The sequence below is a fragment of the Pseudomonas sp. genome (genome assembly GCF_049653025.1).
Lineage (GTDB): Bacteria > Pseudomonadota > Gammaproteobacteria > Pseudomonadales > Pseudomonadaceae > Aquipseudomonas.
The window spans coordinates 44,746-69,906 of record NZ_JBASFM010000009.1; the positions used below are offsets into that span (position 1 = coordinate 44,746).

General features: G+C 64.1%; 20 protein-coding genes. 9 read left to right on the plus strand and 11 right to left on the minus strand.

The features are described from left to right. Positions 1-70 precede the first annotated feature (70 nt). Genes WBK23_RS09230 through WBK23_RS09260 form a run of 7 tightly spaced genes read right to left on the minus strand, consistent with a single transcriptional unit; the run spans position 71 to position 13,713 of the window. On the minus strand, positions 71-1,552 hold the full coding sequence (locus WBK23_RS09230; protein ID WP_424483683.1) for an amino acid adenylation domain-containing protein: 1,482 nt from the start codon (positions 1,550-1,552) through the stop codon (positions 71-73). Then, a complete protein-coding gene (locus WBK23_RS09235; protein WP_424483684.1) occupies positions 1,549-6,111 on the minus strand; it encodes an amino acid adenylation domain-containing protein in 4,563 nt (1,520 codons plus the stop codon). The genes WBK23_RS09230 and WBK23_RS09235 overlap by 4 nt, the downstream gene beginning before the upstream one ends. A 23-nt stretch (positions 6,112-6,134) precedes the next feature. Next, entirely contained in the window at positions 6,135-6,893 is a 759-nt protein-coding gene (gene dhbA / locus WBK23_RS09240; protein ID WP_424483685.1) for a 2,3-dihydro-2,3-dihydroxybenzoate dehydrogenase, read from the minus strand. 11 nt (positions 6,894-6,904) lie between these two features. Then, entirely contained in the window at positions 6,905-10,021 is a 3,117-nt protein-coding gene (locus tag WBK23_RS09245; protein WP_424483686.1) for an amino acid adenylation domain-containing protein, read from the minus strand. Further along, positions 10,018-10,890 carry an isochorismatase family protein gene (locus tag WBK23_RS09250; RefSeq protein WP_424483687.1) on the minus strand — a complete coding sequence of 291 codons (873 nt, stop codon included), beginning with the start codon at positions 10,888-10,890 and terminating at the stop codon, positions 10,018-10,020. The genes WBK23_RS09245 and WBK23_RS09250 overlap by 4 nt, the downstream gene beginning before the upstream one ends. Positions 10,891-10,903: 13 nt before the next feature. Beyond that, positions 10,904-12,544, minus strand: a complete 1,641-nt coding sequence (locus WBK23_RS09255) for a (2,3-dihydroxybenzoyl)adenylate synthase (protein ID WP_424483688.1) — start codon at positions 12,542-12,544, stop codon at positions 10,904-10,906. Next, complete coding sequence (locus WBK23_RS09260) at positions 12,541-13,713, minus strand: isochorismate synthase (RefSeq protein WP_424483689.1); 1,173 nt, start codon at positions 13,711-13,713, stop codon at positions 12,541-12,543. Before WBK23_RS09260 ends, WBK23_RS09255 begins: the two co-directional genes overlap by 4 nt. A 377-nt stretch (positions 13,714-14,090) precedes the next feature. Here WBK23_RS09260 and WBK23_RS09265 point away from each other — a divergent pair, with 377 nt between their 5' ends. Then, positions 14,091-14,378 (plus strand): hypothetical protein, encoded by a 288-nt coding sequence (locus tag WBK23_RS09265; RefSeq protein ID WP_424483690.1) that lies wholly within the window; start codon positions 14,091-14,093, stop codon positions 14,376-14,378. A 5-nt stretch (positions 14,379-14,383) separates the two neighbouring features. Here the strand turns inward: WBK23_RS09265 and WBK23_RS09270 are convergent, their stop codons facing one another. Next, complete coding sequence (locus WBK23_RS09270; RefSeq protein ID WP_424483691.1) at positions 14,384-16,009, minus strand: methyl-accepting chemotaxis protein; 1,626 nt, start codon at positions 16,007-16,009, stop codon at positions 14,384-14,386. 413 nt (positions 16,010-16,422) lie between these two features. On the opposite strand from WBK23_RS09270, the gene WBK23_RS09275 reads away from it, so the two are divergent. The 4 genes from WBK23_RS09275 to WBK23_RS09290 all read left to right on the plus strand — a co-directional run bounded on the left by WBK23_RS09275 (position 16,423) and on the right by WBK23_RS09290 (position 18,827). Further along, positions 16,423-17,223, plus strand: coding sequence for an outer membrane protein OmpK (locus WBK23_RS09275; protein ID WP_424483692.1), 801 nt, complete (start codon positions 16,423-16,425; stop codon positions 17,221-17,223). A gap of 154 nt (positions 17,224-17,377) precedes the next feature. Next, positions 17,378-17,716 (plus strand): zinc ribbon domain-containing protein YjdM, encoded by a 339-nt coding sequence (locus tag WBK23_RS09280; RefSeq protein WP_424483693.1) that lies wholly within the window; start codon positions 17,378-17,380, stop codon positions 17,714-17,716. A gap of 160 nt (positions 17,717-17,876) precedes the next feature. Next, on the plus strand, positions 17,877-18,596 hold the full coding sequence (locus tag WBK23_RS09285) for a substrate-binding periplasmic protein (RefSeq protein ID WP_424483694.1): 720 nt from the start codon (positions 17,877-17,879) through the stop codon (positions 18,594-18,596). 36 nt (positions 18,597-18,632) lie between these two features. Further along, positions 18,633-18,827, plus strand: a complete 195-nt coding sequence (locus WBK23_RS09290) for a DUF5320 domain-containing protein (RefSeq protein WP_424483695.1) — start codon at positions 18,633-18,635, stop codon at positions 18,825-18,827. On the opposite strand, the gene WBK23_RS09295 is transcribed toward WBK23_RS09290, so the two are convergent. Continuing rightward, on the minus strand, positions 18,821-19,603 hold the full coding sequence (locus tag WBK23_RS09295) for a hypothetical protein (RefSeq protein WP_424483696.1): 783 nt from the start codon (positions 19,601-19,603) through the stop codon (positions 18,821-18,823). The genes WBK23_RS09290 and WBK23_RS09295 overlap by 7 nt on opposite strands. Positions 19,604-19,851: 248 nt before the next feature. Between WBK23_RS09295 and WBK23_RS09300 the strand changes: the two genes are divergently transcribed. The 4 genes from WBK23_RS09300 to WBK23_RS09315 all read left to right on the plus strand — a co-directional run bounded on the left by WBK23_RS09300 (position 19,852) and on the right by WBK23_RS09315 (position 22,714). After that, positions 19,852-20,577: an endonuclease gene (locus WBK23_RS09300; protein ID WP_424483697.1), complete on the plus strand. Its 726-nt coding sequence runs from the start codon at positions 19,852-19,854 to the stop codon at positions 20,575-20,577. An 82-nt stretch (positions 20,578-20,659) separates the two neighbouring features. Next, the gene (locus tag WBK23_RS09305) at positions 20,660-21,424 is read left to right on the plus strand and encodes a substrate-binding periplasmic protein (protein WP_424483698.1); all 765 of its coding nucleotides are present in this window, start codon (positions 20,660-20,662) and stop codon (positions 21,422-21,424) included. Positions 21,425-21,531: 107 nt separating this feature from the next. Then, on the plus strand, positions 21,532-21,900 hold the full coding sequence (locus WBK23_RS09310; protein WP_424483699.1) for a hypothetical protein: 369 nt from the start codon (positions 21,532-21,534) through the stop codon (positions 21,898-21,900). A gap of 235 nt (positions 21,901-22,135) precedes the next feature. After that, positions 22,136-22,714: an HD domain-containing protein gene (locus tag WBK23_RS09315; RefSeq protein ID WP_424483700.1), complete on the plus strand. Its 579-nt coding sequence runs from the start codon at positions 22,136-22,138 to the stop codon at positions 22,712-22,714. Between the two features lie 272 nt (positions 22,715-22,986). Here the strand turns inward: WBK23_RS09315 and WBK23_RS09320 are convergent, their stop codons facing one another. Next, on the minus strand, positions 22,987-23,772 hold the full coding sequence (locus WBK23_RS09320; protein ID WP_424483701.1) for an outer membrane protein: 786 nt from the start codon (positions 23,770-23,772) through the stop codon (positions 22,987-22,989). A gap of 182 nt (positions 23,773-23,954) precedes the next feature. Then, complete coding sequence (locus WBK23_RS09325) at positions 23,955-24,743, minus strand: substrate-binding periplasmic protein (protein WP_424483702.1); 789 nt, start codon at positions 24,741-24,743, stop codon at positions 23,955-23,957. Positions 24,744-25,161 lie beyond the last annotated feature (418 nt).

The following is a 25,161-nucleotide window of genomic DNA, read 5'->3' on the forward strand; positions in this document are numbered from 1 at the left end:
CGCGAATGCCGTTGGTAAAGCTCGCGGCTAAAGCCCCTCCTACACATACCTCACGCAGCCACTGCGGCTGCTAAATGTCCTCTGGCACCGGCAGGCGCTTGCGATCCAACTTGCCACTGGCCGTTTTCGGCAGACTGTCCAGCAGCAGAATGCGCCCCGGAATCATGTAGTGCGGCAACCGCTGCTGCAGCGCGCGGCGAATGCTCATACGGCCCAGACCAGCGCCCTCGCGCAGTTCCACGTAAGCAACCAGGCAAGCCTCATCGCCGCTGCCATGCAGCCTGACCGCCGCGTCTTGCACGCCGTCGATACGGCGCAGACAGACTTCGATCTCGCCCAGTTCGATGCGAAAGCCGCGTAGCTTGATCTGCTCGTCGCGCCGGCCCAGATAGCGATAGGCGTCTTCGCCGACCCGCTGCACACGGTCACCGGTGCGATACAGCTGGCGACCTTGCCAGGCAATAAAGCTCTGCGCGGTCAAATCCGCCCGCGCCCAATAACCACTGGCCAGTGACGGCCCCTCGATGCACAGCTCGCCCTCGCCGCCGATTGCCAAGGCTTCGCCAGCCTCGTCCAGCACCCAGTGGTGATAGCCATCGAGGGACTGGCGCAGCAGCACGCCCTGCTCGCCGAGAGGCAACTGCACCTGCGCCATCAGCGACCAGACGGTGGCCTCGGTGGGGCCGTAGCAATTCCACAATTGGCCGACCAGCGGGGCCAGGCGCTCGGCCAGGGGCGCATCCAGCGCCTCGCCGCCGCACAGCGCGGTCAGCCCGGCGCGCCCAGGCCAGCCAGCCTTGAGCAGCATGCGCCAGAACGCCGGAGTGGCCTGCAACGTGTTGATCTCGGGACGCTCGGCCAGTAGCGCGAGCAGCGCGTCCGGGTCCTTATGTACCGAATTGCCGACCACTTCCAGCGCGCCGCAGGCCCACAGCGGGCCGAGCATTTCCAACAGGGAGATATCGAAGGCCGGGGTGGTGATAAACAGCCAGCGGGTGGCGCTGCCCAGCTGCAGCCGGCGGCTGGCGGCGCTGAGGAAATTGGCCAGGGCGCGGCGACTGATCACCACGCCCTTGGGCCGTCCGGTGGAGCCCGAGGTAAACATCATATAAGCCGGCAGTTGCTCATTCAGCGCCGGCCAGCTCAGCTCGCCGCCTTCACCCGCCCGCAGATACAAGCTCGGCATGGCGAAGCGGCCCTGGCCCTGGGCATCCTGCAGCACCAGCGCCAGTTCGGCGTCGTCGGCAATGCCCTGCAACCGTTCAAGGGGGAACTCCGGATCCAGCGGCACAAAGCACAAACCGTTATGCAAACAAGCCAGCGTCGCCGCCAACAGGTCGGCCGAGCGTTGCAGGTACAGGCCAACCCGCGCGCCCGGCGCTACGCCGTATGCGCTCAGTTGCGCGGCAATCGCCGCGGTGCGCGCGGCCAGGCGCGCGTAGCTGTAACGCTGGCCAGACCAGCCCAGCGCCATGGCATCCGCATGCTCGGCAAACACCTGCGCCAGGTGCGTGCCCAGCGGCACGCCGAGGTTCTGCTGCATGACTGTCATGGCTGCACCACCATAGCCAGCCTGGCCAGCTCACTCAGGTGCTGACGCAGACGCTGCAACAGCTGCTCGCTGAGATCGCCGCGCAAACAGCCGATCTGCCGCAGGGTCAGGCGACCATCGAAAATCCCGCCGTGCAGGCTGATCAGCTCCGCCGAACGGTTGTCTGCCGCACTCGGCCGGCCCGGCGCGATAGGCAGCGGCTGCCAATCGCCCTGGCCGCTGCGCGCGCTGCCCAGGTAGTTCAACGCCACCGGCGGCAGCGGCAAGGGGTTGGGTTGCGCCAGGCTGGCGCGCAATGGCATATAGCCGACACCCTTGTCCGGCACCTGGCGCAGCTGCTCGGCGCATTGCGCGATCAGCTGCGCCCAGTCCGCCTGATCATCCAGCACCAGTGGGTACATGCTGGTGAACCAGCCCAGGGTGCGGCTGACGTCCAGGCTCGGGTCAATCGACTCGCGGCCATGGCCTTCCAGCAGAATCCACTGACGCTGTCCCAAGCCCATTTCGCTAAGCGTGCGGGTCAACGCGGCCAGCAGCAGACTGCGCACCTCGCAGGCAAATACCTGGGTGGCGTGCTGACTGAGCTGCTGGGTCAACGCCGGCTCCAGCTCAAGCAGGTGCACCTGGGTCGGCTCGGCGCTGATCCAGTCAGGCGCAATGCGGTAGTCCATTGCCGCCATGCGCTCGCGCCAGAAGCGCAGCTGCGCGCCGGCTTGCAGCACATAGGCGGTCAGACCCTGGCCCCACTGGCGGTAGCTGCTGGTCTTGGCTGGCAGCGCTTCGCCCCGATGCAGACGCGCCAGGTCATCGGCGAGGATGCGCCAGGACACCGCATCGACCACCAGATGGTGGCAGGCGATAAACAGTCCGCGACCCTGCGGCAGGTTTTCCACCAGCGCCCAGCTAAGGCTGCGCCCCAGCATCGGCTCGAAGTGGCTCTGCAGCTCGGTCAGCGCTGCCTGCAAACCGGCATCGCCCAGTTCGGCGTAATCGAGAACTTCAGGTGCCGCCAGCGGCAGATTCTCCAGGTAACGCTGACTGGTCGGCGTCACCGCCAGGCGCAGGGCATCGTGGTGCTGCAACAGCTGCTGCAGATAACCGCGCAACTGCGTCGTCCCAACACCATCCGGCAGGCGCAACAATACGCCCTGGTTCCAGTGCTGCGGGGTGGCCAGCGGCTGCTCGAAGAACCAGCGCTGAATCGGCTGCAAGGGGAATTCACCGAGGAGCACGCCCTGTTCGGCCTGCACCGCGACCGCTTCGCGCTTGCTGCCCAGCACCCGGCACAGGCGGCGCACGGTCTTGGCCTCGAACACCTCCTTGACCGAGCAGGGGTAGCCGGCGTCGCGCAGGCGAGTGGTCAGCTGGATACTCAGGATCGAATCGCCACCCAGCTGGAAGAAGTCGCTCTGCACGCCCAGCGGCTGGTTCAACACGGCCTGCCAGATGGCCAGAATCTCGGCCTCGAGCGGATTGGCCGGCGGCGTATGTTCGCCGCCGGCGGCCAGGACGATCTTCGGCAGCTGGCGCAGATCGAGCTTGCCGTTTGGCGTCAGCGGCATCTGTTCAAGCAGCACCAGGCTGCTCGGCACCATATATTCCGGCAGGCGCTGCGCCACGTCGTGCAGCACCGCCTCGACCACCGGCTGCGCTGCACCGGGCTTGAGCGCCGCATAGGCGACCAGAGCCTGGCGCTGGCCATCGCGCAGCACCAGCACCTTGACCTGTTGCAGCGCCGGGCAGCTAAGGCTCAGCTGGGTTTCGATCTCCCCCGGCTCGATGCGGTAGCCGCGCAATTTGATCTGCTCGTCGAGCCGGCCCAGGTATTCATAGTCACCATTGCCCAACAACCGGGCGCGGTCGCCGCTGTGGTACAGGCGCAGAGTGACGCCGGCCACGCTATGTTCACGGAATACTACCGCCGTGCGCTGCGGCTGGTTCAGGTAGCCGCGCGTCAGGCCCAGGCCGGCCAGACAGAGTTCGCCCGGCACGCCAACCGGGCAGAGGTTGCCCAGCTCGTCGAGGATCAGCGCCTGCATGCCGTCGATTGGCGTACCGATGCTCAGACTGCTACCGGACTGTAGGTGCTTGCACAGCGCGGTCACCGTGGCCTCAGTCGGCCCGTACATATTGATCAGGCGCACCCGCCCGGCCCAGCGCTCGATCAGCCCGGTCGGACAGGCCTCACCGCCGAAGCCGATGGCCTGCAAAGCCGGCAACTCACGCTCGGGCAGGGTCGCTAGCAATGCTGTGGGGCAGATCATATGACTGCTGGCGCTGCGCTCGAGCTGTTCCAACAGGCCTTCGTCCGGGTCGCCCCAGATCAGGCTCGCACCCTGGGTCAGCGGCAGCAGCGCACACATATTGCCGGCGTCGAAGGACAGCGACATGCAGTTGAACATGCGTGCCTCGCAGCCCAGTTGCAGGCGCTGGGCGTGGTCCTGCAGCAGGTTGACCAGGCTGCCCTGCTCGACCATCACGCCCTTGGGCAAACCGCTGGAGCCGGAGGTGTAGATCACCTGGGCGAGCTGCTGCGGGTCGTGGCCGAGCGCCGGCGTGGTCGGCGGCAGGCCGTCCAGTTGCGCCTGCAAGCTGGCATCCTGCAGATCGACCCAGCGCACCCCGGCGTCCAGCGCGAACGGCGGCTCGCCCTGGGCGACGATCAGCTCGATACCGGCATCGCCGAGGATGTGCTGCAAACGTTCACGCGGGTAGGCCGGGTCTAGCGGCACGTAGGCGGCGTTGATTTTCCAGGTGGCCATGACCGCCACCGCGAAGGCATTCTCCCGGCGCGCCAGTACGCCCAGCAGCGCACCCGGGCCGCAGCCCTGACTCAGCAGCCAATGCGCCAGGCGGTTGGCCCGCGCATCCAGTTCGGCATAGCTTATCGCCTGCTCGCCAATGCCCAGGGCTGGGCGCTGCGGATGCAGCCGCGCCATGTCCTCGAACAGACCCAGCGCCGTACGCCGATTGGGATACTCGCGAGGCAGCGCGGCCAGGCGCGCGGCGGTTGCCTGCAACAGCGGTTGATCGAGCAACGGCAGCGCCCAGATATCCATATCCGGCTGTTCGACCACCGCTTCCAGCAGCACCAGCAGGCGCTCGGCATAACGCTCGACAGTGGCGTGCTCGAACAGCGCCGTGGCGTATAGCCAGTCGACGCGGACCGAGTCCATCAACTCGGTGACCTTGACCGAGATATCGGTCTTGGCCGGCAGCACCGGCGAGGTTTCCTCGATCGCCTGACAGCCGGGGATCAGGTCGTTGAAATCGACCCGCGCCTGGTACACCAGCATGATCTGGAAGATCGGGTTGATCGCCGTGTGGCGATCCATGCCGAGTGCCTCGCTAAGTGCCTCGAAGCGGTACAGCTGGTGGTCGAAGGCTTCCAGATCGTCCTTGCGACAGGCCTGCAGGTAATCGCTAAAACTCTGCCGCTCGGGCAGCTGGGTACGCAGCACCAGGGTGTTGACGAAAAAGCCCACCAGCCCTTCGATATCCGGGCGCTCGCGGTAGGCCAACGGCGTGCCGATAACGATGTCGCGCTCGCCACTGTGGCGCGCCAGCAGCAGCGCGAACAGCGCATGCAGGCCGATAAAGGGCGAGGTGTTGTGGCGCTGGCAGAGCTGCTTGAAGCGTGCCCACAGCGCGTTGTCGATGGTCGAAAAGACCAGCTCGCCGCCACTGGCCTGATGCGCCGGGCGCGGCTTGTCCAGCGGCAGGCTGTGCACATCGGCGATGCCACGCAGGCGCTCGACCCAGAACGGTTTGAACTGCTCGTGGTAGTCACGGAACAGCGGCGAATTGAACCAGCGGGCGTAGTCGATGTAGTTCAGCGCCGGCGCTTGCCAGTTCAATGGCTGGCGATTCTGAAAGGCCAGAAACGCGGTTTTGAGGTCGGCAAACATGTTCTTCACCGACCAGCCGTCGGAGATGATGTGGTGCTGGGTGATCAGCAGCACATGCTCACGCGAGCCAAGGCGCAGCAGGTGCACGCGGGTCAGCTCGCCCGTGGTGAGGTCGAAGGGCCGGTTGATCTCCTCGCGCACCCGTTGCGCCACCTGCGCTTCACGGGCGGGTAACTCGAGGGCGGACAAATCCTCAACGTCCAGTTGCAGCGGCCGCTGCGACAAGATCTGCTGTTCGCCACGGCCCTGGGCATTGCGCACAAAGCGCGTGCGCAGGCTGGCGTGGCGCTGCGCCAGCGCATCGAAGGCAAACGCCAGCGCCGGCACATCCAGCTCGCCCGTCAGGCGGAAGTACACCGGCATGTTGTACAGGTGCGAGCTTTCCTCGTACTGCTCGATAAACCACAGGCCGCTCTGCGACGACGACAGCGGGCCGCTCGCCGTCTGCTGCGCCTGGATCGGCGCGGCAAACGCGTTGGCGGCAGCCAGACAAGTGACGATGGCGTCGCGGTTCGCGCGAATCAGCTGGCCCAGCTCTGCGGTGATGGCGTCCTTGCTCGACTGGGAAACCAGCTGGCCCTGGGCATTCAGACTCAGCTGCACGCCCTGGCGGGCCAGCTGACTCAGCAGGCCGATGATATTAGTGTCCATGTACGTCCTCTCAGAACTCGCTCTTAGTCGGTCAGGCTTGCGCCGCCGTCGACCACGATGTCTTGCAGGGTGATGTGGCTGGCCAGGCTCGAGGCCAGGAACAGCACGACGCTGGCGACCTCTTCCGGGGTGGCGATTTTCTGCAGCGGAATACCCAGCTTGAACTGCTCGGGAAAGCCGGCGATGGTGCGCGCCGCGGCGTCGCTGCTGTGCCACATGCCGCGCTGCATCGGTGTATCGGTGGAACCCGGCGACACCAGGTTGCAGCGCACGCCATGGGTCGCCAGCTCCAGGCCGGCGGTGCGGATCAGGCTGCTCAAGGCCGCCTTCGATGCGCTGTAGGCGGCCATCTGCATGCGCGGCACATGCGCCGCGTTACTGCTCACCGCCACCACCGCGCCGCGCCGCCAGGCCTTGAAGCGCGGCATCAGCTGGCGCAGCAGGTAGAACGGCCCGGAGACATTCACCCGCAGGCAGGCGTCCCAGTCCTCCAGCGCCAGCTCCTCGATCGGTGCCAGACGCAGCACGCCGGCGACGCTGGCCAGCACATCGATCACCCCGTGGGCACCCAGCAGCTCAAAGCAGGCCTGCTGCACCGCCTGGGCATCGCCAATATCCAGCACATAGGGGGTAAAGCCGTAGTGCTGCTCGGGGAAGCTCAGGTCGAAGCCGATCACCTGCCCGCCCAACTGGGCAAACCCCTCCGCCACGCTGCGGCCAATGCCCTGGCCGGCACCGGTGACCCAGATGGTCTGACCGCTGAAGTCCATTTGCCTGTTCATCTACTTGCTCCTTACCAGACCTGTTCCACCTGCGCCTCGCTCTGCAGCACGCGGCTGTCGAGGAAGTGGCAGAAGTCCGCCAGCCGTGGGTGATCGAAAACATCGGAGACCTTCACCGCCGTACCGAACTCACTGGCCAGGCGGTTGACGATCTGGATGGTCTGCAGCGACTGCCCGCCCAATTCGAAGAAGTTGTCGGCGGCCTGAATCGCGCTGACACCGAGAATCTGCTGCCAGATGCTGCGCACCCGTTGCTGGGTCTCATCGTCCAGCGCCTGCTCGCGCGAGCCTTGCAGGTACTCCGTCTGCAGGCGCTTGCGGTCGAGCTTGTTGGTCGCCGTGCGGGGCAATGCCGGGTAATGCCGGTAGTCGGTCGGCACCATGGCCGCCGGCAGCAGCTTGCTCAGCTCCTGGCGAATGCCGCGTACGTCATCCCGCGGGCCACTGATAAAGGCCACCAGCCGGCGCAACCCGCCGCCCAGTTCCAGGCCCTGCACGCAGGCCTCGTCGACGCCACTCAAGGCCAGCAAGCGCGACTCGACCTCGCCGGGCTGGATGCGATAGCCGCTGATCTTGAATTCGTTGTCCAGCCGGCCGAGGTAAACCAGCCGGCCTTCCTCTATCCGCACCCGGTCACCAGTGCGGTAGACCGGCGTCTGCTGCGCGCCGATCAGCAAGCTGGCAAAGGCCTGCGAATCGCTGCCGCGGCCCCCATTGGACAAATAACCGTTGGCCAATTGCGCGCCGCATAGCAGCAGCTCGCCCTCCTCCGCCGGACGCTCGCCACGGCCCAGCACCAGCGCCGTGACGGCGGCCAGCGGCTGACCAATCGGCAGGCTGTCGCCGCCAGGCGCGACGTGTTGCAGGTCGCAGGTGGTCGCCACCACCGTGGTTTCGGTCGGGCCATAGGTATTGATCAGGCGAATCGCGGGTGGGGCCATGCGCTGCCAGGCCGTCAGTTGTTCGGGATAGACCGCCTCGCCACCGATGATCACGCTCTTCAGCCCAGCCGGCACCTGCACCAGGCCGGCACGCAGGGCCACCACCCACTCGTTCCAGAAGGCGGTCGGCAGATCGAGTACGCTGATCGCCAGCTGTTCGAGCCCCTCGACAAAAGCGCTGATCGACTCCAGCAGCGCATCGGTACGCAGCACCAGCGTCGCGCCGGCGCTAAGGCTGACAAACACCTCCTCGATGCTGGCGTCGAAGTTGAACGGGGCGAACTGCAGCATGCGATCGGTGGCATCCACGCCATAACGCAGACGCGCCGCCTGGATAAAGTGGTCCAGCGCGCGGTGGCTGATTTCCACCCCCTTGGGCGTACCGGTAGAGCCGGAGGTGAACATCAGGTAGGCCGCTGCCTCGCCCTGACGCGGCGCGCAGAGGCGCTTGGCGCTGTGCAGCACGCCAGCCAGTTCGATCGAACCGCTGTAGCTATCGGCCAGGCGATGGCGGAACGCCGCCTCGGTGACCACCAGGGCCAGCTGCGCGGTGGTGCAGATCAGCCGCTGACGTTCAGCGGGCTGCTCCGGGTCGAGCGGCACATACACCGCCCCCGCCAGCAGCACGCCGAGTTGCGCGACAATCGCCTCGGGGCTGCGGCTGAGCATCACCCCGACCCGCTCACCCGGCTGCACGCCACGTTCGCTCAAGGCGGCGGCGATGGTTTCGGCCTGCGCCTGCAATTCGCCGTAGGTGAAGCGGCGCTCGCCCTGGCACAGCGCCAGGTGCTGTGGCTGGCGTTCGGCCTGGGCGCGGATGGCCAGCAGCACGCTGCCGACCTCGGCCATGGCCGCCTGCTCGGCGGCCGGTGCGCTGAGCAGATGCTGCGCGCGATACTGCGCGCTCCAGATGCTCAGCAGCTGATCACGCGGCTGTTGCGGGGCCTGCAGCCAGGCGTCCAGCAGACTGAACAATTCCTCCTGCAGCGCCCGTACCTGCGCGTGGCTGTAGCACGCCGGGTTGGCGTCGTAATCCAGCAGCGGCACACCGTTAGCACCCAGGTGCACTTCCAGGGTCAGGTCTTCCACCGGGCCGGCGCTCAGGCTCAGGGTGCGCGCCGGGCAATCGCCGAAGGTCTGCGGCCGGTCGAACGGCATGATATTGATCAGCGGGCCAAACAGACGCTGCTCGCCGCCGACCCGACCGAGGTCGCGGCGCAGAGATTCATAGCGGTAGTGCTGATGCTTGCGGCTGCTGCGGCGCAGTTTGCCGATGCTCTGCGCGGCCTCGAGCAGGTTGGCCTGATCGCTCAGATCGAGACACAGCGGAGCAATGTTCATCTGCATGCAGGGCACGTTGAAAGAGGCCGAGCCCATGCGGTTCATCACCATCAGGCCGAGCACCTGGGCGGCGCTGCCGCTGACCTGGCGCAGCTGCGCCGACAGTGCGGCCAGCAGCAGGTCTGGCCAACCCAACTTGTGAGCATCGGCCAGTTGATTGAGGGCCTGCCACAGCGCCGGCGGGAATACCGCCGAATGACGGAGGAAAGTCGCCGAAATCGGCGCGACACGCTCACTGAAGCTGACCGCCTCAGGCAGCGCACCGAGCTGTTCGCGCCAGTAGTCGCGGGCGGCGGCCGTGCGGCCATTGCTCTCGCGCTCGGCATCCTCACTCAGCACCGCAGCGTAGTCACCGAACGCGCAAGGCACGGCCGGCTCACCGCGCGTTGCGGCACCGTACAGCTCGGCAATGCGCTGATAGAGCAGGTTACTGCCATAGCCATCGAGGGCGATGTGGTGGATGCAGCCGTAGAGGAAGTCCACCTGCTCGCCCTGCAACAGGGTGAAGCGGCACGGCAACTCGCGCTCCAGGTCGAACGGCTGGCGAATCTCGGCCATGCCCCACTGCTGCACCCAGGCCTGGGCGTCGACCCCGGCCGGTATTTGCACCTGCGCCACGCTGAGCGGCAGCTCGGCCGGGTTGAACCACAGCTGCTCGCTATCGACCACGAAATGCCCGGACAGCGCTTCGCACTCGCTGACCGCCTGGCGCAACGCGGCAAGCAGCTGCGCAGCCTGGATCTTGCCGGCGAAGGCGATGCATTCGGCGGTGTTGAACATGGCGCGGTCTTCATTCAGCACATAACCGTGCCACAGGCCCTGCTGGGCGACACCCAAGCGCCTCATGCGGCACCGCCATGCTGTTCGATCAGGCTCCACCAGCCATTTAGCGTCGGCGTCTTGGCCAGGTCGGTAAAGCTCAGCTCCAGACCTTGCGCGCGCCACTCGCTGAGCAGCGCCATCACCTGGATCGAGTCCAGGCCGTAGTCGAGCAGGTTCTCGTCGGGGTCGAAGGGTTCGTCCAGCTCATCCAGCAGGCTCAGCAGGCGCGCCTGCAAGGCGGCGCGGGTCAAGGCCGGTGCGGCCGCGCGGCCCAGGCTGAGCACCTCGGCGCAGCGAATCACCTGACCGCAGCGAGTCGCCACGTAATTCAGCGCCATCTGGTGGTCGGCCTGGTTGAAGTCGGCCACGCCATCGGCCAGCAGGAACGGCTGGATGTCGCGCATAAAGGCGTCGCAGGCGGTCATCAGGCAGCCGATGTGGGCGTAGATGCCGCCGATGATCAGTTGGTCGCGCCCCAGCTCCTTGAGCATGTGCTCCAGCGGCGAACGCTGAAAGGCGCTGTAGCGCCACTTCACCAGCACCGTGTCGTCCGGTTCCGGGGCCAGCCCGGCGATGATCGCCTGGCGCTCGGGGTGCTGGGTGATGCCCGGCCCCCACATGTCGTTGAGCAGCGCCCGCTCGGCGTCGCTTTGCACGCCCGGTTGGGCGGTGTAGACCAGCGGAATGCCCAGCGCTTTGCACTGCGCGCGCACGGCCGCCAGGCGCTCGACCAGAGCCTGAACGAAGGAGCTGTCGGCCTCCCAGAAGTCGGCGAAATACGCCTGCATATCGTGAATCAGCAGCACCGCGCGGGCCGGATCAAGCGTCCACTGGACCTTGTTTGGCGTCCATTCGCTGGGCATGTTGTAGGGCTGCAGAGCCGGGATAGCCATGGCTAGGATTTCCTTATTCAGAAGGGGATGATTCAGTAGGAGTCAGGTGCGCGGCGATACGCTGGCGCAGGCGGGTCTTGTCGACCTTGCCGACAGCGGTCATGGGCAGCCTGTCGAGGTGTTCGAAACGGTCGGGCAGCTTGTAGTCGGCCAGCCCCAGGCCACGTAAGAACTTGCGCAGGGCAATACTCTTGAGCGCCGGGTCACGGCTGACCACAAAGGCGCAGCTCTTCTCGCCCAGGGCCGTATCGGGCATCGCCACCAGCGCCGCGTGGGTGATCGCCGGGTGTGCCATCAGCAGGTTTTCCACTTCTTCGGCGGCGATCTTTTCGCCACCGCGGTTGATCTGGTCCTTGATCCGCCCGACCACCTCCAGGTAGCCGTCGGCGCGCAGCCGCACCAGATCGCCGGAGCAGTAGAAGCCCTCGGCATCGAAGGCCTGGGCGTTGTGTTCGGGGCTCTGGAAATAACCGCGAATGGTGTACGGCCCACGGGTCAGCAGTGCGCCGATCTCGCCGACCGCCACCGGGTTACCGGCGCGGTCGAGTACGCGCACTTCATCGGCCGGGCTCATCGGGCAACCCTGGGTGCCGAATACGTGTGCCTGGTCATCATCGAGGCGGGTGTAATTGACCAGGCCCTCGGCCATGCCGAACACCTGTTGCAGACGGCAACCCAGTTCGCTGCCGATGCGCTGCGCCTGAGCCTGCGGCAAGCGCGCCCCGCCAACCTGCAGCAGTTGCAGGCTGGCCAGCTCAGGCGCTTTCCCACTAGCGGCCTGCAACCACAACGACAGTGCCGGCGGCACCAAGGCGCTGACATTTACCCGATGGCGGGCGATCAGCGGAAAGCAGGTCGCCGGCCCCGGGTCGGCCGCCAACACCACGCAGCCGCCGGCATGCAACACCCCCAGCGCGCCGGGCGAACTCAACGCAAAGTTGTGCGCCGCCGGCAGCGCACAGAGATAGCGGGTCTCACGGTCAAGTGCACAGATTTCCACGCTACGGCGCACGCTGTAGGCGTAGTCGTCATGGGTGCGCGGAATCAGTTTCGGCGTACCGGTGCTGCCACCGGACAGCTGGAAGAACGCCACCTGATCGGCTGGCGTCGGTGCATAGGCACGCAGCGCGGCAGCCGGCTGCAGCCAGGCGCTCAGCGCGCGTGCAGAATCGGCATCGCCATCTAGCAGCAGGGTATCGAGTTCAGGAATCGCGGCCTGTAATTCATCAAGGAAACTGTCATTGGCAAACAGCGGATGCTGGCGACTGCCGATAAACAGCCGTGGCCGCACCTGCCCGGCGTAGGCCAGCAGCTCCAGGCGACTATGGCTGAACAGCGCGTTGACCGGGGCAATACCGGCCTTGAGCAGGGCGAAGAAGACGCTATAGAACTCGGCCTGATTGCCCAGCTGCACCAGTGCCCGATCACCTGGGCCGAAACCCTGATTGGCCAGGCGCTGGGCCAGGTGAGTGGCTTGCGCATCCAGTTCGGCATAGCTCAGCTGGCGTTCGCCGCAGATCAGCGCAATCGCCTCGGGCTGCGCCTGCACCTGGGCATCCAGCAGTTGCGTCAGCGGCTCGCCACGCCAATAGCCGGCCTGGCGATAGCGCGCGGCAAACTCAGCCGGCCAGGGCGTGAAAGGCACCAAACTCATAGCGCCTCCCGTTGCAGACCGAAGGCCGAGAGCATGGTGCCGAGCTTGTTGCCGGTCTCCAGCCACTCCGACTCCGGACAGGACGCCGTGACCAGCCCCGCGCCGGCAAACAGGCTGACCCGGGTGTGCTCGACGATGCCGCAGCGGATCACCACCGCCCATTCGCCGTTGCCATCGGCATCACTCCAGCCGACGATGCCGCCAAATACGCCACGGTCGAAGGGCTCCAGTTCGGCGATCAATTGCTTGGCCGCCGCCGTCGGGAAGCCGCACAGTGCCGGCGTCGGGTGCAGGCGGCAGGCCAGGCTCAGCGCGGACGCCGGGGTGGCCAGCTCGCCGGCGATCTGCGTCGACAGGTGCCAGAGCCTGGCGGTCTTCAGCAGCGAGGGTGCAGCGGCCACATTCAGGCTGCGGCACAGCGGGCGCAGCTGGCGATCCAGCTCCTCGATCACCAGGCGATGTTCGTGCAGGTCCTTAGTCGATTGCAGCAGCGCCTGCGCCACCCGCTTATCGGCCGCCGGGTCAGGCAGACGCTTGGCCGAGCCGGCCAGCGGGTTGGAGGTGAAATGCCGACCGTGCTGACGCAGCAATAGCTCCGGGCTGGCACCGATCAGCACGCCGCCATCCGGCAAGTCCATGGAAAAGTGATAGGCCTCGGGGTTCTGCTGACGCAGCCCCTGGAACACCGTGGCGGCGCAGGGTGCGTTGTCGAATTCCAGCTGCAACAGCCGCGACAGCACCACCTTGCTGACCTGGCCGCCGCGCAGCACTTCGACGGCACGACCGACGGCCTGCTTGAAGCCGGCCTGGTCCGGCTGCTCGGTGCATTGCCGGGCCTTGCCGCAAGGCAAACCGCAGACCCGGGTCGGCGGCGCGACCGGTAGCAGGCGCGAAACGTGGCGGGGCACAAACAGGCTGGACGGCTGCTGCTTGTCGAAGGGAATCACCCCGACCACCATCGGCTGGCTCAGGCCCGCGGCCTTGGCCTCGGCAAAGGCCGCCTCGACCGCCCGTTCAACGCCATGGCCATCCTCACCAGCAGGCGTCGCGATGGCCTTGAAACAACCGCTGGCCTCAACCCCACCTTCGGGGGAATAAAACCGATAAGTGGGCGCATAGCTACCGCTCCAAGGGGAGCCCCCACGAGCGACACGCGTCAATGCATTCACCCTCACCTCCACAATTAATGCTAATACGAATAATTAGCGTTTGCGTAAGGGCGACGAAAATAGCCACTCGATGAAGTTGCGTCAATTTATTTCGATGGCTCTATTCTGCGGCTTGCTGGCATTTCCATAGGGGCAAAATGCCATGTTCGGCGTGAAAGCCGTTGAAGTGTCGAGGCTTATCAGGCAAATGCGGCGATCGGCGTGCAGGCGCGGCTTAAGCCCGTTTCGCCTAACGCGTCACAGTCGGCTAACGGCTAAATACCCACATCGCGAACGGCCGATCCGCCGGAGAGCCTGCAAAGGCCATCCGGAAGAAACACCAACAACTGGGCGATGGCTCGCGCTAAGCTCTAGGCGAGATTCATAAGGAGATGGCCATGACTGCCAAGGAAGCGCAACTGACCGAGCTGCTCAGCCTCTCGGCGCGCACCCTCACCCACCTGACCGCATCCATTACCGCGATGTCGTTCGAGTTGCTCAACTCGCAAGACAGCGCCGTGCACGCGGCCGCCAACAAGATGATCGAGCGCATGCTGGCGATCAACAACGAGCTGGATCAGCAGTGGCAGCTGATCGGCGACTTGGCGGGCGTCAACCTTGAGCCCACCAACGCCCTGGAGCAGGTAGAACTGCAAGCGCTGGAGAGCGTCAGCGACGAGGCGTGAGCGAACTACGCGCGGAACACCGAGATCTGCTGCTGCAAGCGCACCGACAGCTCGGCCAGTTCCTGGCTGGCAATCGAGCTTTGCCGTGAGCCTTCACCGACTTCGCTGATGCCGCCCTGAAAACGCGTGATGTTTTCGTTGATCTCGTTGGCTACCGAGGTCTGCTCCTCGGTGGCGGTGGAGATCTGCGCGTTCATATCGGCAATGATTTCCACCGCGCGGGTGATTTCATCGAGGATGCTGCCCGACTCCGCCGCTTGCGTGGCGCTGTGCTGCGCCTCCTGGCGCGCCTCGTCCATGGCGTTGACCGCCTGCCGCGCCGAGCCTTGCAGCTCGTCGATCATGCTGCGGATCGATTCGGTGGCGCGCTGGGTATTGCCAGCCAGGCTGCGCACTTCATCGGCCACCACGGCAAAACCGCGCCCGGCATCACCGGCCCGCGCCGCTTCGATGGCAGCGTTCAGCGCCAGCAGGTTGGTTTGCTCGGCGACCCCGCGAATGGTGGTCAGCACCTGGCTGATATTGTCCGACTGCTTGTTCAGCAACTCGATCACCTGGGTCGCGCTGTTGACCTTGGCGGACAGCGACTGCATGGCCTGCACATTGCTGCGCACCGTGCTGCTGCCGGCACGCGCCTTGCTGTCCGCCTGAGTGGCATGCTGCGCCGCGCTCAGGGCATTGCTGGCGACTTCCTGAATCGCCGCGCTCATCTCGTTGATCGCGGTCGCCACCATGATCACTTGGTCTTCCTGGGCGCTGGCCGAATGGCTGACCTGCTTGCTGATCGAGCTCATTTCCTCGGATGAAGACGCCAGCTGCTCCACCGCACGGCCGAGGTCGGCGACCAGTTTCTGGAAGCGCTCCATCATGCTGTTGAACGCCCGCCCGGTGCTCGCCAGCTCATCGTCGCCCTCGATGGTGACGCGGCGGGTCAGGTCGGCCTGCTCGGCAATTTCGCTGATCACCGCCTGCATATGGCTTAACGGACGGTTGATCGAGCGGTAGATCGCGTAGGCGAGAAACGCCAACAGCAGTACCACCAGCACGCTGCCGATCACATAGAACTTCACCAGTGCCTGGTAATCGGCCTCCGATTGTTCATTGAACGCCTTCGCCACGCCGACCTGGTAGTCGAACAAGGCTTCGAAGGCTACGAGGAACGGGTCATAGGCCGCATAGATTTCACGGTTGAAGCTCGAGCTGTCCTGGGCTTTCAGGCGGCCATCATCGACCTGCGTCAAACGCTGGTCGATCAACTCATGCACCGCCGGCTGCGCCCGCTTGACCACGTCCAGCAGGCGTTGCTCTTCGCCCGTGATGGAAGTCGCCAGGTAATCGGCCCAGGCCTTGTCCGCACGGCTCAGCGAGTCCCGCACCTCACGGCGGAAGGTCGGACCATCGATCAAGTCGGCGCGGTATTTATGCGACAGGTCGATCAATGCATTGGCATAGCCATTGGTCACGTTGGTCAGCTGGCGCATCGGTGACACGCGATCGACGTACAGGCTATGAATCCCAGCGTTCAAGGCACTCATCTGCCCCAGCGAAACAACGGCCAGCAGCACCAGCATCACCAGTGGCGGCAGGGCAAGCAGGAGTAGGCGGAACTTCACCGTCATCTGGCTGAGCATAGGTAAACCTCATAACTGCATGGGAAGGTCGTGCGTGCGCACACTTGCCTATCGGCCTGCGGGGTGTTTCCTGAAGCGCAGCACCTGCTGGCGCAAGCAGGCGTACGGCAACTATAGGTCAGGCCGGCGCACCACGCGGCCTGCACGTCACTCGGGGCGCAGGCGCAAGCCGCGCCGCTCGGCTATGGTTTGAGGGCGCACCAACATAAAGCCAAAACTGTCCCTGAGGTCAGAACTCAGTGCACGGCGCGGCTCGGTGAGTGCTGCAAGCACCTGAAGTGTCCGGCGCAAGGCTTGTTACAGAGCGCTGTGCCGGGAGTAGTTAGAACTTGGCGCTGTTTTTGCTCTAATACCGGCAGCCTGACCAGTCAGACAGGTTTAAAACCATAACTAAGCACTTCAGGAGCACCTTGATGAACCGTACTCTTTCCTCCCTGGCCCTGGCCCTGGCCGGCGGGCTGCTGGCGGGCGGCCAGGCCGTTGCCGGTGACCTGATGCAATGGCAGAACAACAGCCTGACCTACCTGTATGGCCATGACTTTAAGATCGACCCGGAAATCCAGCAGACGCTGACCTTCGAGCACGCCAGCGGCTGGTCTATCGGCGACCTGTTCTTCTTCGTCGACGGCATCAAGTACAACACCGACGCCACCAACGGTGCTGGCGACGGCCACACCTTCTACGGCGAACTGTCGCCACGCCTGTCGTTCGGCAAGCTGTTCGACGGCAAACTGGAATTCGGCCCGATCAAGGATGTGCTGCTCGCCACCACCTACGAGTTTGGTGAAGACGATGTCGAGTCCTACCTGATCGGCCCTGGCTTCGACCTGGCGATTCCCGGCTTCGACTACTTCTCGCTGAACTTCTACAACCGGACTACGGATGGCAAGCGCGACGGCGACAACGTCTGGCAGATCACCCCGGTGTGGAGTTACACCATCCCGGTCGGCAAATCGGATGTGGTGATCGACGGCTTTATGGATTGGGTGGTCGACAACGACGAGAGCTACCACGCCAACCTGCACTTCAACCCGCAGATCAAGTACGACCTGGGCAAGGCCATGAGCTGGGGTGAGAAGCAGCTCTACGTCGGTATCGAATACGACTACTGGAAAGACAAGTACGGCATCGACAACGACAGTTTCCTCGGTGACGAAATCCTCCAGGGCACCGACCAGAACACCGCCAGCCTGCTGGTAAAAGCGCACTTCTGATCCTGCCGCAGCCCCCGTCAGCCCTGCGCCATCCGGGCGGGCGGGGGCTTCCCGCCTGAGCGCCGTCACGCCTGCGCAACCGCGCCACAGCCCAAAGCGGCTAAAACCCTATATAATCTGCGGCCTTTCGCGACTGAACAACCAAGGACCCGCCGTGAGCACTCTGCCACCCTGCCCCAAATGCAACTCCGAATACAGCTATGAAGACGGCGCGATGCTGATCTGCCCGGAGTGCGCCCATGAGTGGTCAGCCACCGCGGCCGACGCGGCGGATGAGGCCAAGGTGATCAAGGATTCGGTCGGTAATGTGTTGCAGGACGGCGACACCATCACCGTGATCAAGGACCTCAAGGTCAAGGGCTCCTCGCTGGTGGTCAAGGTCGGCACCAAGGTCAAGGGCATCCGCCTGTGCGATGGCGACCACGACATCGACTGCAAGATCGACGGTATCGGCGCGATGAAGCTTAAGTCCGAGTTCGTGCGCAAAGTCTGACAGGCCGCAGAACACCAAGCCCCGGCCATGTGCCGGGGCTTTTTTATGACCGCATATCTGCCCGAGTGGATAAAGCCAACGCGCAGCTGCACAGCCGCCATGCGGTTGGCTAGGCTCAATACAGCGCCGGTGTTTAGCCAGCGCTGATCAGGAGGCCGCCATGCGTATTGTTGCGCTCTACTTGTTGCTGCTTGCCCCGCTGCTGCAGGCCGAAGAATGGAAAGTGGTGGGCGATGAGCAGTTTGCGCCCTACAGCTTTGTCACCATCGAGGATGACCAGCCACGCGGACTGGATGTCGAGTTGGTCGAGGCCGTGATGCAGGAGGCCAAGATCCCCTACAGCCTGCGCCTGTATCCCTGGGAACGGGTCAAACGCATGATTGATCGCAGCGAAGTGGCGATGGCCTTCCAGTTCGCCGGCACCCCAGAACGTATGCAGCAGTACGAACTGGTCGGGCCGATCCGCACCGGTTCTACGGTATTTATGACCTCGCAAAAAACCACCCTCAACGCATGGACCGAGCTCGACGACCTGTCGCCTTACACCATTGGCCAGGTACGCGGTTACGCCTACCAGTCAGACTTCGACAAGGCCGAACTGTCGCGCGACACCAGCGCGCAGAACCCGCGACAGCTGGTGTCGATGCTGCTGGCCGGGCGCATTGATGTGATAGTCGGTGACCGCGTGCAGCTGATGTATTTCGTTCGCGAACAACGTGCCGAACAGAACGTGCGCATCCTGCCCAAGCCGTTGGTGGAAATGCCGCGTTATGTGGCCTTCGCCAAGGGCGATACCGCCCGTGCCAAACAGTTCTCGGCAGCACTGGAGCGTTTAAGACAGGCTGGCACGCTAGATAGCATTCACAAACGCTGGCGCTGAGCCACGCCCCTTACTTTCGTCACTCAGGAACCTGCCATGCGCGCCGTCTTCTACTCAGTATTGCTCTCGACCAGCCTCGCCCTGAGCGCCTGCGGCGCAGGTGAAACCGCCGCGACCGCCAGCCTGCAAGCCGAACAGGCCGCACAGCTAAAACAGCAGGCGGAACAGCTCAAACAGCAGATCGAAGCGGCCAACGCGCAGAACCACAAGCGCCTGGAAGAAGGTTACTGAACGGGCAGGAAGTTCATAAATATCAAGCCCTGGGCATAACTCACGCCCATGCGCCGGTAGCGCTCATCCAGCACGTCGGTGAGCAGATCCAGGCGCGCGACTATCTTGCCGAACTCCACGGCGTAGCTGAGGTTATGCCCCTCGGCGGAAATCTCGTTAGATAGTAGCCAGGGCTTGCCGCCGGCATCCGTGCGCTGGGCGAGCATCCAGCTGGCCTTCTCGATATTGCGCGCGGCGTTGTGGATAAATTGCGGGTCGAGGGTATCGCTCAGGTAGTACTCGGTACGCCCGCCGTGAGCGGTAATCAGCATGCTGGCCAGCGCATAGACAAACGCGCCGACCCGGTCGCCCCGGTACTCGGCACTGAGGGCAAAACTCAGCGCGGCGACATCGCTGCGCCCGCCCAGCTGCGGCAGCGGTTGGTCCAGTTCGATGGCACGGTGCACGGCGCGCTTGGCCGACTCGGCATCGGCCAGACCGGTCTTGCGCCACTCGCGCGGGTTGCGCAGGTAGAGCTTGTCCATCAGCCGGTAGAGGCTGTTGAGGTTGTTGCGCATGCCGAGCGTGGCCATGCGGTCGGCATGGCTCTGGAAGAACTCGGTGGGTTTGATCGCGCTGCGGTTGCTGACGATGGTCTGGTGATCCTGCCGCGTTGAGCAGCCGCTGACTGCCAGCAACAGCACCACCAGCACCGACAAACGCCACACCACCACGGCGCTGCCGCCCAGCCAGTTGGGGCGCTGATTCAGCCATTGCCAATGCTGCACAGTACTCATCAGAGGAGCTCGTCCGCTGCGGTGTGATGGGGTAACGCTAGCAATAAAATCCAGATTGGCCAGTTCCTCCGCCCAAAGGCATGACTTTCAGCACAATCAACTACCTAGCGACATAAGCTCAGGTGGACTGCCAACAGGCCGTGTGCATCGACAAAGGTTAGTAAGGCGTAAGGAAAGCGCCGACGAAAGGCCCATTGCAGAGCGCTTTTACCGGTATGATCCGCGGCTTTTTTGCCGCCGAGTTGCCCATGCCGCGCCTGCTTGCCCTGCTCTGCCTGTTAGTTGCCCTGCCCAGCTTCGCCGATGCGCCAAAAACCTTTAGCGCCGCGAAGAAAATCGCCTGGACGCTGTATGCCGAACGGCCCACGACCTTCTATTGCCACTGCAACTACAGCGGCAACCGAGTCGACCTGGCCAGCTGTGGCTACCAGCCGCGCAAACAACTGCGCCGCGCGCAACGGCTGGAATGGGAACACGTGGTGCCGGCCTGGGTGATCGGCCATCAGCGCCAGTGCTGGCAACAGGGCGGACGCAAGAATTGCGCGCGCAAGGATGCCGCGTTCAAGGCCGCCGAAGCCGACCTGCACAACCTGGTGCCAAGCATCGGCGAAGTGAATGGCGACCGCTCCAACTACGCCCTCGGCATGCTCAGCGACAAACCCACGCAGTACGGAAGCTGCCCGATGGTGGTCAACTTCAAGGCGAAAACCGCCATGCCGCCGGTGCACGCCCGCGGCGCATCGGCGCGCATCTATCTATATATGGCCGAGCGCTACCAGTTGCGCCTGTCCAAGCTCGACCGGCGCACCTATGAAGCCTGGAGCCGGCAATACCCGGTCAGCGAATGGGAGCGCTGGCGCAACCAGCAGGTCGGCTGTGCGATGGGCCACGGCAACCGCTATGTCGGTGCCATCGACCTCGGCCAATGCAGCCCGCAACGGCATGCCGGCGCTAGCGCCCGGACCAAAGGCTAAGCCAGCCAACGGCACGACCAGCGCGGGCCACAGCGCTTAGGGCAAAGCCCGTTACACTGTAAAAAAACCTCGGAGGGCTGGTATGCACAGTGTGGGTATCACCCGTGGCGTGGCAGCCCTGCTCTGCCTGGCATGCAGCCCCAGTTATGCCGAGGAGATCACCCTGGCCTCACCCGCCTACTGGTGCCCGTTCAGTTGCACCGCCGGCGCGCAGCAGGAAGGCTTTACCGTCGAGATCATCCGCTGGATCTACGCCCGCCACGGCATCAGCGTGCGCCTGGTCAACCAGAACTACAGCCGCGCCCTCAGCGAGGTGCGCAGCGGCCGCTACACCGCCACCCCGTCGACCCTCAAGGCGGAAGCGCCGGACTTCAGCTACCCAGCGCAGGCAATCTCGTCCAACCGCTTCTGCTTCTACACCCTTGCCGGCAGCTCCTGGCAGTACAACGGCAGCGCAAGCCTCACCGGCCAGCAGGTCGGCATCATCCAGAACTACGCCTACGGCCCGGCCCTGGATGCACTGATCCAGGCCCAGCCCGAGCGTTTTCAGGCGCACACCGGCAACGACCTGACCCTGCGCCTGATCCAGCAATTGCAGCGTAAGCGCCTCGACAGCTTTATCGAAGAAGAAAACCTGGTCAGCTACACCCTGCTGCACAACCCCGGCCACAGCCTCCGTCAGGCCGGTTGCGAACCCGGCAGCCTGGCCTATATGGCCATCTCGCCCAACCACCCACGGCGCGCCGAATACGCCCAGATGTTCGACAGCGGCATGCAGGAAATCCGCCGCAGCGGCGTGCTCAACCAGATTCTCTCGGCCTACGGCCTGAGTGACTGGCAGCACTAGACAGCCGGCCTTTACACAGGATTTACATTGCCCGCTGCAATGCCGACCACGGCGCACAGTCGAAACTACTGACCGGGAAAAACCGGTGTCCCACAGGAGTTTCCGACATGCTTGCGCGCATCCCCCTTATCACCGGCCTGGTGGCCAGCCTGGCCGTGCTCAGTCAGGCCGCCGCCCAGGCGTCCAACCGCGACGCGGCGATTGCCGGCGCAGTGGTGGGTGCGGTGATCGGCGGAGTTATCGTCAGCCAGAGCCGCCAGGTGCAGGTCTACGAGCCGCCACCACCGGCGTACTACCCACCGCCCGCGGCCTATTACCCGCCGCAACCGGTGTACTATGAGCCACGGCCGGTCTACTACACACCAGGCCCGGTGTATTACATCCCCGAGCCACCACGCCACAGGCGCTGGCATGGGCACGGCCATAAACGCCGCCACCACGGCCATGGCGGCTATGACTATGGCGACCGCTGGTAAGCAAAAAGCCCCGCAGATGCGGGGCTTTTTCTTAGGAATCCATTAACGCTCACGCCAGCCACGGCAAACCCTCATCAACCACCCTGCCGTCCGAGCCAGACTGGCCACCAAGGACAGCAAGCTGGCACTGCGCGCCACTGTTTCCCCTCAGCGAGGCGCATAGAGTGGTAACGGCCGATCACTGCCCGCCAGGCCGGCGGTGATCCCGAGCCCCCCCCGCAGAGGAGACAAGCTGATGAGTGCCAAAGCCCAGTTCACCCATATGCAGGACGGCAGCGCCGAAGACTGGCGCATCATCGCCCAGGACTTTATGGCGCATGCCGCCAAGTTGCCCGAGCGCATCCTCACCCACCTCAAGTTGCTGGATGGCGACTTCGGCGGCTTCCCGATCGACCGCCTGAGCCACTCGCTGCAAACCGCCACCCTCGCCTACCGCGATGGCCGGGATGAGGAATATGTGGTCTGCGCCCTGCTGCACGACATCGGCGACACGCTCGGCAGCTACAACCACCCGGACATCGCCGCGGCCATGCTCAAGCCCTTCGTCAGCCCGGACTACCACTGGATGGTGGAGAAGCACGGGATCTTCCAGGGCTACTACTTCTTCCATCACCTGGGCATGGACCGCTACCTGCGCGAGCAATTCAAGGATCACCCGCAGTACCAGGCCACCATCGAATTCTGCGCCCGCTACGATGCCGCGGCGTTTGACCCGCAAGGTGAAGTACTGCCGCTGGAGTTTTTTGAGCCGATGCTGCGCAGGGTGTTCGCACAGCCTAAGCAGTCGATTTATAAGGCGGCGGTTGAGGGCTAGGTGGCGGTGCCCGCAGCTTGACGGGTAGTTGTTATGTGAAGGCCATGGCTTGGATAGCCGATTGGCCGTGCTCGTCGTTTCACCAATATGTACAAGCGGGGTTATTGCCGGGGGATTGGGCGAGTGGCGAGGACATCGATAAAGCAGTAGGCGAACGTGGTGAGCTGTGATCTGGGATAGCCATCAAGGAACCAGGCTGAGCACAAAGCAGAGGCTTAAGCAGCGCATGACGCCTTGAAGAATGGGCCCACAGAATAGTGGGCCGGGGCCGATTAGAAGCGATAGGCCAGGCCCAGCGATAGGGTCTGGGTCTTGAAGTCCACCTTGTGCTTCATGCTGCTGCTGATGCCAGGGAAACCCGGATTGCTAGCCACGAACGTGGTATCCAGCGAGCCATAGTCGGCATAGAGGTATTCGCCGCGCAAGGAGCAACGTTCGCTGAGCGCATATTCGCCACCGAGGCCCACTACCCAGCCGGTCTTGGTTTCTTCACTGGAACCCTGACCACGGCCGTCGACACCAAGCGTGTCGGCATACTGCGCCTCCAGCTTGACACGGGTGACGGCAACGCCAGCAGTCACATAGGCCAGCCATTGATCCTGGGCCCAACCCAAGCGCCCGCGCAGGGTGCCTTGCCAATCGGCCTCGACAGACTGCTTGAGGCTGAACTGCTCCGGCGGGATAGACAGAACGGTTTCTGGGGATGGGCTACGCGACTCGTCGAAACTCAGGCTGTTGAGACTCGCCTCGATACCCCAGTACAGATCGCCACTCTGCACGCCATAACCAGCGAACACACCAGCCGAAGCATTCCATTGCGAGAGGTTACCCTCCCCCATGGCGGCCAACTGCGTCGGGTCGGTAGCGCTGAAATAGTCCGTGGGCGACCCGCTCGACACCCTTGTCTCGGCATCAGCGTCGCCCTCGGCACCGCCGAGGCTGGCCCCAAGGTAGGCACCGGACCAGTCGCGGGCTGACAAACTATCGGCATAAGCCAGGGCGGGCAGCAGATTGGCGGCGCTCAGCAGGCTGAGGGCGGCGAGGTATGAATGGCGCAATGCAGATCTCCTTGGGTGAGGCGGCAACAGCCGGCAGACCTAGCGATTATTGATGAGGGAGTGGCGTATTGCCAGCAGCCTGATGCTTGGCCGCCCCCAGAGGCTCTAGCACTGCAAAGTGCAGTCAACTCGCCGCAGCTTGATTGGCGCTGCTTACTGGTTTCGGCCCTACGCCGAGGTACTCAACGCCAATCCACAAGGCCATAGCGCCCCAGGATCTTGGCCAACTGGCCGCTGCTTCTGAGCTCGACCATGGCCTCATCAAGCGCCTTGGCATGTGCCGCAGAGTCAGGGTTGTGCGGGGCAAAACCGACATAAAAATCCAGGCCGCCCTGGTAGCAGCCGGCGTTGTCGATGCTCTGCTTGAGTCCTGACTTTTGCAGCAGGTAGGCGGCCACCATCGAGTCTTCGGCGGTGGCGTCAGTTCGCCCACGCGCAATCATCTGGAAGATGCGCAGCAGGGCCTGGTTGCCCGAGATGTAGGTGATCTTGCCGTCTTGCCCGGCGCGCCCTAGGTAGCTGTTTAGCGGTTCGCCATACAGGTAACTCTCGATTAAGGTCAGACGCACGTGCGGCAAGGAGTCGGGGCCCGCATAAACCCAAGGAGCGCCGCGCTTCTTGTAGAAGCAGCCTTGCGAGCGGCCTTGCTCGATGCTGGGGTAAACAAGCTCAGGTGCTTCTTCACGAGCCGCTATCACGATCGCATCAAGCGTGCCTTGGGAGAGCTCCTGCACGGAGCGCTTCCACGGCAGGAAGTGATAGCGGATATCGTCAGGACCACTGCCAAACGCATGCTGCAAGATTTCTATGACAAACCCAGGCGGGTCAGCCAAGCGGTCTTCGCCGGGGGTGTCGGCTTTGCAGTAATAAGGGCAGTAATCGTCTAGTGCGACTTGCAAGGGCTGCGCAGCGTTAGCTGTACTGCTCAAAGTCAAAGCAAGGGCAGTAAGTACCCAGCCAGTTAAGCGCATGGTCAGCCTGAATCGAGTGGTTGTCATTAGTTGGTAACTATAGATGTTAGCTGGGCTGCCGCAGGTCACCTGAGGTCAGTCGGGGACCGTATCTAGCGGATTTGTGGACGGCAAAAGGCGGCGATGCAGGATTAGACGGGGATACAGTAGCTATCCCGCCGCAGCGGCAGTGACACGAATTAAGCCTTTCGCCCTTACGGCGAGTTACTTTCTCTTTGCACGCGCAAAGAGAAAGTAACCAAAGAGAAAGCGCGCCCTGCATCCGGGTTTCGCTGCGCTCAACTCCCCTCGCTCCGGCACTGTTCCGAGGGTCGTCACGGTGGGCCATCCCTGGCCCATCGTTCCTCGTTTGGCATCCATGCCAAACGCCCCTCTCCACAGCACCTCCACTCGGCCTCCTGACGGGATTCGGGGACCG

Coding starts and splice junctions, on each gene's coding strand:
- WBK23_RS09230 (WP_424483683.1), bottom strand. CDS start 1,552: ATGACAGTCATGCAGCAGAACCTCGGCGTGCCGCTGGGCACGCACCTG.
- WBK23_RS09245 (WP_424483686.1), bottom strand. CDS start 10,021: ATGAGGCGCTTGGGTGTCGCCCAGCAGGGCCTGTGGCACGGTTATGTG.
- WBK23_RS09285 (WP_424483694.1), top strand. CDS start 17,877: ATGCGTATTGTTGCGCTCTACTTGTTGCTGCTTGCCCCGCTGCTGCAG.
- dhbA (WP_424483685.1), bottom strand. CDS start 6,893: ATGAACAGGCAAATGGACTTCAGCGGTCAGACCATCTGGGTCACCGGT.
- WBK23_RS09255 (WP_424483688.1), bottom strand. CDS start 12,544: ATGAGTTTGGTGCCTTTCACGCCCTGGCCGGCTGAGTTTGCCGCGCGC.
- WBK23_RS09310 (WP_424483699.1), top strand. CDS start 21,532: ATGCTTGCGCGCATCCCCCTTATCACCGGCCTGGTGGCCAGCCTGGCC.
- WBK23_RS09325 (WP_424483702.1), bottom strand. CDS start 24,743: ATGCGCTTAACTGGCTGGGTACTTACTGCCCTTGCTTTGACTTTGAGC.
- WBK23_RS09295 (WP_424483696.1), bottom strand. CDS start 19,603: ATGAGTACTGTGCAGCATTGGCAATGGCTGAATCAGCGCCCCAACTGG.
- WBK23_RS09275 (WP_424483692.1), top strand. CDS start 16,423: ATGAACCGTACTCTTTCCTCCCTGGCCCTGGCCCTGGCCGGCGGGCTG.
- WBK23_RS09290 (WP_424483695.1), top strand. CDS start 18,633: ATGCGCGCCGTCTTCTACTCAGTATTGCTCTCGACCAGCCTCGCCCTG.
- WBK23_RS09235 (WP_424483684.1), bottom strand. CDS start 6,111: ATGGACACTAATATCATCGGCCTGCTGAGTCAGCTGGCCCGCCAGGGC.
- WBK23_RS09270 (WP_424483691.1), bottom strand. CDS start 16,009: ATGCTCAGCCAGATGACGGTGAAGTTCCGCCTACTCCTGCTTGCCCTG.
- WBK23_RS09250 (WP_424483687.1), bottom strand. CDS start 10,890: ATGGCTATCCCGGCTCTGCAGCCCTACAACATGCCCAGCGAATGGACG.
- WBK23_RS09315 (WP_424483700.1), top strand. CDS start 22,136: ATGAGTGCCAAAGCCCAGTTCACCCATATGCAGGACGGCAGCGCCGAA.
- WBK23_RS09300 (WP_424483697.1), top strand. CDS start 19,852: ATGCCGCGCCTGCTTGCCCTGCTCTGCCTGTTAGTTGCCCTGCCCAGC.
- WBK23_RS09265 (WP_424483690.1), top strand. CDS start 14,091: ATGACTGCCAAGGAAGCGCAACTGACCGAGCTGCTCAGCCTCTCGGCG.
- WBK23_RS09305 (WP_424483698.1), top strand. CDS start 20,660: ATGCACAGTGTGGGTATCACCCGTGGCGTGGCAGCCCTGCTCTGCCTG.